This is a genomic window from Raoultella sp. (assembly GCF_039594335.1).
Taxonomy (GTDB): domain Bacteria; phylum Pseudomonadota; class Gammaproteobacteria; order Enterobacterales; family Enterobacteriaceae; genus Klebsiella.
Map to the genome: position 1 here is coordinate 21491 of NZ_JBCNNS010000048.1, position 7755 is coordinate 29245.

Annotated in this window: 11 protein-coding genes; 10 read left to right on the forward strand and 1 reads right to left on the reverse strand. The window is 51.4% G+C overall.

Annotated features, from left to right (window positions below):
* Positions 1 to 5: 5 nt before the first annotated feature.
* Complete coding sequence (locus ACZAHD_RS10845; RefSeq protein WP_306125065.1) at positions 6 to 206, forward strand: YheV family putative zinc ribbon protein; 201 nt, start codon at positions 6 to 8, stop codon at positions 204 to 206.
* Positions 207 to 300: 94 nt separating this feature from the next.
* Positions 301 to 885, forward strand: a complete 585-nt coding sequence (gene slyD / locus ACZAHD_RS10850; RefSeq protein WP_004868397.1) for a peptidylprolyl isomerase — start codon at positions 301 to 303, stop codon at positions 883 to 885.
* Between the two features lie 130 nt (positions 886 to 1015).
* Here slyD and ACZAHD_RS10855 read toward each other — a convergent pair whose 3' ends face one another.
* A complete protein-coding gene (locus ACZAHD_RS10855) occupies positions 1016 to 1234 on the reverse strand; it encodes a protein SlyX (RefSeq protein ID WP_462456775.1) in 219 nt (72 codons plus the stop codon).
* Between the two features lie 222 nt (positions 1235 to 1456).
* Between ACZAHD_RS10855 and fkpA the strand changes: the two genes are divergently transcribed.
* From fkpA to fusA, 8 genes are all read left to right on the forward strand, one after another.
* Positions 1457 to 2287, forward strand: coding sequence for an FKBP-type peptidyl-prolyl cis-trans isomerase (gene fkpA / locus ACZAHD_RS10860; RefSeq protein ID WP_462456776.1), 831 nt, complete (start codon positions 1457 to 1459; stop codon positions 2285 to 2287).
* 357 nt (positions 2288 to 2644) lie between these two features.
* Positions 2645 to 3367 (forward strand): helix-turn-helix transcriptional regulator, encoded by a 723-nt coding sequence (locus tag ACZAHD_RS10865; RefSeq protein WP_004868391.1) that lies wholly within the window; start codon positions 2645 to 2647, stop codon positions 3365 to 3367.
* Positions 3367 to 3753, forward strand: coding sequence for a sulfurtransferase complex subunit TusD (tusD, locus tag ACZAHD_RS10870; protein WP_462456777.1), 387 nt, complete (start codon positions 3367 to 3369; stop codon positions 3751 to 3753). Before ACZAHD_RS10865 ends, tusD begins: the two co-directional genes overlap by 1 nt.
* Positions 3753 to 4112 carry a sulfurtransferase complex subunit TusC gene (gene tusC, locus ACZAHD_RS10875; RefSeq protein ID WP_462456778.1) on the forward strand — a complete coding sequence of 120 codons (360 nt, stop codon included), beginning with the start codon at positions 3753 to 3755 and terminating at the stop codon, positions 4110 to 4112. Before tusD ends, tusC begins: the two co-directional genes overlap by 1 nt.
* Before the next feature lie 7 nt (positions 4113 to 4119).
* Positions 4120 to 4407: a sulfurtransferase complex subunit TusB gene (tusB, locus tag ACZAHD_RS10880; protein ID WP_462456779.1), complete on the forward strand. Its 288-nt coding sequence runs from the start codon at positions 4120 to 4122 to the stop codon at positions 4405 to 4407.
* A gap of 124 nt (positions 4408 to 4531) precedes the next feature.
* Positions 4532 to 4906 (forward strand): 30S ribosomal protein S12, encoded by a 375-nt coding sequence (gene rpsL / locus ACZAHD_RS10885; RefSeq protein ID WP_002920115.1) that lies wholly within the window; start codon positions 4532 to 4534, stop codon positions 4904 to 4906.
* Positions 4907 to 5001: 95 nt separating this feature from the next.
* Positions 5002 to 5472 carry a 30S ribosomal protein S7 gene (gene rpsG, locus ACZAHD_RS10890; protein ID WP_004106370.1) on the forward strand — a complete coding sequence of 157 codons (471 nt, stop codon included), beginning with the start codon at positions 5002 to 5004 and terminating at the stop codon, positions 5470 to 5472.
* 96 nt (positions 5473 to 5568) lie between these two features.
* Positions 5569 to 7683: an elongation factor G gene (gene fusA / locus ACZAHD_RS10895; RefSeq protein ID WP_462456780.1), complete on the forward strand. Its 2115-nt coding sequence runs from the start codon at positions 5569 to 5571 to the stop codon at positions 7681 to 7683.
* Positions 7684 to 7755: the final 72 nt, after the last annotated feature.

Sequence of the window (7755 nt, forward strand, 5' to 3'; positions counted from 1 at the left end):
TAATGATGGCAGTGCGTAAACGTTTTATTGCCGGCGCAAAATGTCCGGCGTGTCAGGCGCAGGATTCTCTGGCAATGTGGCGCGAGAATAATGTCGATATTGTTGAGTGTGTTAAGTGTGGTCACCAGATGCGTGAGGTGGATAAAGAGGCGCAGGAGCACGTACGCAAAGATGAACAAGTGATTGGCATTTTTCATCCGGACTAGCGTTATCTGTCGCCTTTTTTTAAGCTAGAGGGTACACGGCTGCAGAATTCCGCTACAATCTGCGCCACTATTCTTCCCATGCTCAGGAGATATCATGAAAGTAGCAAAAGACCTGGTGGTCAGCCTGGCCTATCAGGTACGTACAGAAGACGGTGTGTTGGTTGATGAGTCTCCGGTAAGCGCGCCGCTGGACTACCTGCATGGTCACGGCTCCCTGATTTCCGGCCTGGAAAATGCGCTGGATGGTCATGAAGTGGGCGACAAATTTGACGTAGAAGTCGGCGCCAACGATGCGTACGGCCAGTACGACGAAAATCTGGTTCAGCGCGTTCCTAAAGACGTCTTCATGGGCGTTGATGAACTGCAGGTGGGCATGCGTTTCCTGGCAGAAACTGACCAGGGTCCGGTGCCGGTTGAAATCACCGAAGTGGATGACGAGCATGTCGTGGTTGACGGTAACCACATGCTGGCTGGTCAGAATCTGAAGTTCAACGTTGAAGTGGTTGCGATTCGTGAAGCGACTGCAGAAGAGCTGGAGCACGGTCACGTGCACGGTGCCCACGGTCACGATCATGACCACGATCATGAAGGTTGCTGCGGCGGTCACGGCCACGATCACGACCACGGTCATGAACATGGCAAAGGCGGTTGTGGTAATGGCGGCTGTGGTTGTCACTAATACCCGTCGTCTTTCAAGCTGCAGGCCCGTTGGGCTGGCTTTATGCTACTTGAAATTCTTAGGGTATTCAATCCGGTAGACATGGCGCTGCCGGAGACCGTCAAGCGGGGAGACCCGCTTTTTTTACGCTTCAATAATGTGGCGGGGGCGTTTCTTCTGCCTGCGATGCGATATGTGATGATTGGGTCGCTTTCAGTTTTTCAACCATCAAACGCATATGTTCACGCATTTTCGCCATTTCGATTTCATGGGCGGTGACGGTCTTGTTGAGGTCTTCAATAGTGATTTCCTGAAACGCCAGCCGGCTTTCCAGCTCCGCCAGGCGAGTCTCCAGTGTAGTGTTGTGCATGAGTAACCTCTTCTGTCTTATCTCGCGAGCGGATTCTACTCAACTTTCACCCTTCGCGCAGCAACCTCGCGTCAGACAGGAAACTTATTTATACAAAAATAGTCTGAAAACTGGCGATATTCAGGAAGGTCTGTATGTAGATTTGCTCTGCAACGTTTTATAGTACCTTTTTTGCTTTTTACGATAACCCTGGGGTGAGATGCCCCGGCCCTGGAGAAATGGATGAAATCACTGTTTAAAGTAACGCTGCTGGCGACCACGATGGCCGTCGCCCTGAATGCACCGCTGACCTTTGCGGCTGATACTGCTGCGAAGACGGCACCTGCAACGGATAGCAAAGTGGCATTTAAGAATGACGATCAAAAATCTGCTTATGCGCTGGGTGCTTCACTGGGACGTTACATGGAAAACTCCCTGACAGAACAAGAAAAACTGGGTATCAAGCTGGATAAAGATCAGTTGATCGCCGGTGTTCAGGATGCTTTTGCGAACAAAAGCAAACTGTCCGATCAAGAAATCGAGCAGACCTTGCAAACTTTCGAAACCCGCGTAAAAACTGCGGCTCAGCAGAAAATGGAAAAAGACGCGACTGAAAACGATGCTAAAGGCAAAGCCTATCGTGACACCTTCGCAAAAGAGAAGGGCGTCAAAACCTCTAAATCTGGTCTGCTGTACAAAGTTGAAAAAGAAGGGACCGGCGACGCACCAAAAGACAGTGACACTGTTGTCGTGAATTACAAAGGTACGCTGATTGACGGTAAAGAGTTCGATAACTCCTACACCCGTGGTGAGCCGCTCTCCTTCCGTCTGGACGGCGTTATCCCTGGCTGGACTGAAGGCCTGAAAAATATCAAAAAAGGCGGCAAAATCAAGCTGGTTATCCCGCCGGATCTGGCTTACGGCAAAACTGGCGTCCCGGGTATTCCGGCTAACTCCACGCTGGTCTTCGACGTAGAGCTGCTGGATATCAAACCGGCGCCGAAAGCCGATGCTAAGCCTGAAGCGGCGGCTGATGCTAAAGCTGACGCACAAAGCGCAGACGCCAAGAAGTAATCTGGTTTAAGCCGCCGCCATTAAAGGCGGCGGCTTTTTTATTTGGGGCAGATATAATTAAAACTGGAAAGTGCCTCAAGCGCTGTATTACTTTAGTTAGCATTAATAATGATGATGAGCCTGCCCTGACAAGCTACACCTCATCCTTCAAGCTGCCTCTACATTGGCTGCATCCGCTTATTCCGGTTACGCACTGGAGTCAGCCCTGGGACGGATAAGAGACATGTTTGCCTCTTACCTCGCCAGCTTATGGCTGGTCAAATTCGTTGTAACGAATGTCTCGGGCGTGCACCTTAGCGCACCTTGAACGATTGTGTGTAAAAAATGACAGGCTCCTGAAAAGGAGTGCTTTTTTTCATGTCCAGGTCGCTTTTAACCAACGAAACCAGTGAGCTTGACCTGCTGGATCAACGTCCTTTCGACCAGACCGACTTCGATATCCTCAAATCCTATGAAGCGGTTGTGGACGGGTTAGCGATGCTCATTGGTTCCCATTGCGAGATCGTGCTGCATTCTTTACAGGATCTGAAATGCTCCGCTATCCGCATCGCCAACGGCGAACATACCGGGCGCCAAATCGGCTCGCCGATTACCGATCTTGCGCTGCGTATGCTGCATGATATGACAGGGGCCGATAGCAGCGTATCCAAGTGCTACTTTACGCGGGCCAAGAGCGGCGTCCTGATGAAGTCTGTCACGATCGCTATTCGTAACCGTGAACACCGGGTCATTGGTCTGCTGTGCATCAACATGAACCTGGATGTGCCGTTCTCACAGATAATGAGCACCTTTATTCCTCCGGAAACGCCGGAAGTGAATTCTCAGGTTAACTTTGCCTCATCCGTTGATGATTTGGTCGCTCAAACGCTTGAGTTCACTATTGAAGAAGTGAACGCCGACCGCAATGTTTCCAACAATGCTAAAAATCGCCAGATTGTCCTGAATCTCTACGAGAAAGGGATCTTTGATATCAAAGACGCCATCAACCAGGTTGCTGATAGGCTGAATATTTCTAAACATACGGTCTATCTCTATATTCGTCAGTTTAAGAGCGGCGATTTCCAGGGGCTGGATAAGTAATGCGTTTTGCCATTACGGTGACGGGACCTGCCTACGGTACGCAGCAGGCCAGCAGCGCCTGGCAGTTTGCCCAGGCTGTTTTGCGAGAAGGTCATGAGTTGGCCTGTGTCTTCTTCTATCGTGAAGGCGTCTACAACGCAAACCAACTGACAGCGCCCGCCAGCGACGAATTTGACCTTGTCCGCGCGTGGCAGCGGTTGCATGACGATCATGCCGTCGCACTGCACATCTGCGTGGCGTCAGCTTTGCGTCGCGGAGTCACCGATGAACGAGAAGCGCAGCAGTTGGGGTTGCCTGGCCATAATCTGCAGCCCGGATTTACGCTGAGCGGATTGGGTGCGCTGGCGGAAGCCTCATTAACCTGCGATCGGATGGTGCAGTTTTGATGAAACGCGTTGCCTTTGTTTTTTCATCTGCCCCGCATGGTTCTGCTTCGGGTCGGGAAGGTCTGGATGCGCTGCTGGCGACTTCAGCGCTGACCGATGAGCTCGGCGTATTCTTTGTCGGCGACGGCGTCTTTCAACTGCTGCCAGGGCAACAGCCGTCGGCGGTGCTTGCCCGCGATTACATCGCGACCTTTAAACTCTTACCGCTGTACGATATTGACGCATGCTGGATATGCGCAGCGTCCGCTCGTGAACGCGGCCTGAATGCCGGGACGTCGTGGGTGGTGGATGCCGGGTGGCTTGAGCCCGAAGCGTTGCGCGCCCGGCTCGATGATTTCAACGTGATTTTGCGTTTCTGAGGACTGAATGCTCCATACACTCAGCACGTCCCCGTGGCACACCGATCTCCGCGCGATGCTGCGTCTGGTAAAGGATGGCGACGATCTCCTGCTGCTTTCCGATGGCGTGATTGCGGCCATCGCCGACGGACCATTCCTTGAAATCCTGCACTCTGCCCCCATCTCCATCTACGCTCTGCAAGAAGATATCGAAGCCCGCGGGCTGGTTGGTCAAATTGCGGACAGTGTCGTCAGGGTTGGCTATACTGATTTCGTCAGAATGTCGGTCAAACATCCTGGACAGTTGTCCTGGTAATGGCGGGATCGTTGTATATTTCTTGACACCTTTTCGGCACCGCCCTAAAATTCTGCGTCCTCATATTATATGAGGCGATTTATTACGTGTTTACGAAGCAAAAGCTAAAACCAGGAGCTATTTAATGGCAACAATTAACCAGCTGGTACGCAAACCACGCGCACGCAAAGTTGCAAAGAGCAACGTGCCTGCACTGGAAGCCTGCCCGCAGAAACGTGGTGTATGTACTCGCGTATATACCACCACTCCTAAGAAACCGAACTCCGCACTGCGTAAAGTGTGCCGTGTTCGTCTGACTAACGGTTTCGAAGTCACCTCCTACATCGGCGGTGAAGGTCACAACCTGCAGGAACACTCCGTGATCCTGATCCGTGGCGGTCGTGTTAAAGACCTTCCGGGTGTTCGTTACCACACCGTTCGTGGTGCGCTTGACTGCTCCGGCGTTAAAGACCGTAAGCAAGCTCGCTCCAAGTATGGCGTGAAGCGTCCTAAGGCTTAATGGTTCTCCGTTAAGTAAGGCCAAACGTTTTATATTAATGTCAAACTAAACTCTTTGAGTTTTGGACAATCCTGAATTAACAACGGAGTATTTCCATGCCACGTCGTCGCGTCATTGGTCAGCGTAAAATCCTTCCAGATCCGAAGTTCGGATCAGAACTGCTGGCAAAATTTGTAAACATCCTGATGGTAGATGGTAAAAAATCTACTGCAGAAGCTATCGTATACAGCGCGCTGGAGACCCTGGCTCAGCGCTCTGGTAAAAATGAACTGGAAGCTTTCGAAGTCGCTCTGGACAACGTTCGTCCGACCGTCGAAGTTAAGTCCCGCCGCGTAGGTGGTTCGACTTACCAGGTTCCAGTTGAAGTCCGTCCGGTTCGTCGTAATGCCCTGGCAATGCGTTGGATCGTAGAAGCTGCTCGTAAACGTGGTGATAAATCCATGGCTCTGCGTCTGGCGAACGAACTTTCTGATGCTGCAGACAACAAAGGTACTGCAGTTAAGAAACGTGAAGACGTTCACCGCATGGCAGAAGCCAACAAGGCGTTCGCTCACTACCGTTGGTAATCCCTTCGGAGTCATAGTCACCAGGCGGGCGCTGCAGGTCAGTCGCCCGTGCTGGATAACTTAACTGAACGCCTAAAGAAATAAACGAGGAATCAAATGGCTCGTACAACACCCATCGCACGCTACCGTAACATCGGTATCAGTGCGCACATCGACGCCGGTAAAACCACTACTACCGAACGTATTCTGTTCTACACCGGTGTAAACCACAAAATCGGTGAAGTTCATGACGGCGCAGCAACCATGGACTGGATGGAGCAGGAGCAGGAGCGTGGTATCACTATCACCTCCGCAGCGACTACTGCATTCTGGTCTGGTATGGCTAAGCAGTATGAACCGCATCGCGTTAACATCATTGACACCCCGGGGCACGTTGACTTCACCATCGAAGTAGAACGTTCCATGCGTGTGCTTGATGGTGCGGTAATGGTTTACTGCGCAGTTGGTGGTGTTCAGCCACAGTCTGAAACCGTATGGCGTCAGGCAAACAAATATAAAGTTCCACGCATTGCGTTCGTTAACAAAATGGACCGTATGGGTGCGAACTTCCTGAAAGTTGTTGGTCAGATCAAAACCCGTCTGGGCGCGAACCCGGTTCCGCTGCAGCTGGCAATTGGTGCTGAAGAAGGTTTCACCGGTGTTGTTGACCTGGTGAAAATGAAAGCCATCAACTGGAACGATGCAGACCAGGGCGTTACCTTCGAATACGAAGATATCCCGGCTGACATGCAGGACCTGGCTGACGAATGGCACCAGAACCTGATCGAGTCCGCTGCAGAAGCTTCAGAAGAGCTAATGGAGAAATACCTGGGTGGTGAAGAACTGACTGAAGAAGAGATCAAAAAAGCTCTGCGTCAGCGTGTTCTGAACAACGAAATCATCCTGGTAACCTGTGGTTCTGCATTTAAGAACAAAGGTGTTCAGGCGATGCTGGATGCGGTAGTTGATTACCTGCCATCCCCGGTTGATGTACCTGCGATCAACGGTATTCTGGACGATGGTAAAGATACTCCGGCTGAGCGTCACGCTAGCGATGAAGAGCCGTTTGCTGCTCTGGCATTTAAAATCGCTACCGACCCGTTCGTGGGTAACCTGACCTTCTTCCGCGTTTACTCCGGTGTGGTTAACTCTGGTGATACCATCCTGAACTCCGTGAAATCTGCACGTGAGCGTTTCGGTCGTATCGTACAGATGCACGCTAACAAACGTGAAGAGATCAAAGAAGTTCGCGCGGGCGACATCGCTGCAGCTATCGGTCTGAAAGACGTGACCACTGGTGATACCCTGTGTAACCCGGATCACCCGATCATTCTGGAGCGTATGGAATTCCCTGAGCCGGTAATCTCCATCGCTGTTGAACCGAAAACCAAAGCTGACCAGGAAAAAATGGGTCTGGCTCTGGGTCGTCTGGCGAAAGAAGACCCGTCATTCCGCGTATGGACTGACGAAGAATCTAACCAGACCATTATCGCCGGTATGGGTGAGCTGCACCTCGACATCATCGTTGACCGTATGAAGCGTGAATTCAACGTTGAAGCGAACGTCGGTAAACCTCAGGTTGCTTACCGCGAAGCGATTCGTGCGAAAGTTACCGATATCGAAGGTAAACATGCCAAGCAGTCTGGTGGTCGTGGTCAGTATGGTCACGTTGTGATCGACATGTACCCGCTGGAGCCGGGCTCAAATCCGAAAGGATACGAGTTCATCAACGACATCAAAGGTGGTGTAATTCCTGGCGAATACATCCCGGCCGTTGATAAAGGCATCCAGGAACAGCTGAAAGCTGGTCCGCTGGCAGGTTACCCGGTAGTTGATCTCGGCGTGCGTCTGCACTTCGGTTCTTACCATGACGTTGACTCCTCTGAACTGGCGTTTAAACTGGCCGCTTCTATTGCCTTCAAAGATGGCTTTAAGAAAGCGAAACCAGTTCTGCTTGAGCCGATCATGAAGGTTGAAGTAGAAACTCCGGAAGAGAACACTGGTGACGTCATCGGTGACCTTAGCCGTCGTCGTGGTATGCTGCGTGGTCAAGAATCCAACGTTACTGGCGTTGTGATTCACGCTGAAGTTCCGCTGTCTGAAATGTTCGGATATGCAACTCAGCTGCGTTCCCTGACCAAAGGTCGTGCTTCTTACTCCATGGAGTTCCTGAAGTATGATGACGCGCCGAACAACGTTGCTCAGGCCGTAATTGAAGCCCGTGGTAAATAAGCCGTAGGGTTAAAACCAAAATCCCGTGCTCTCTCCTCAAGGGGAGAGCGCTATAGTAAGGAATATAGCCGT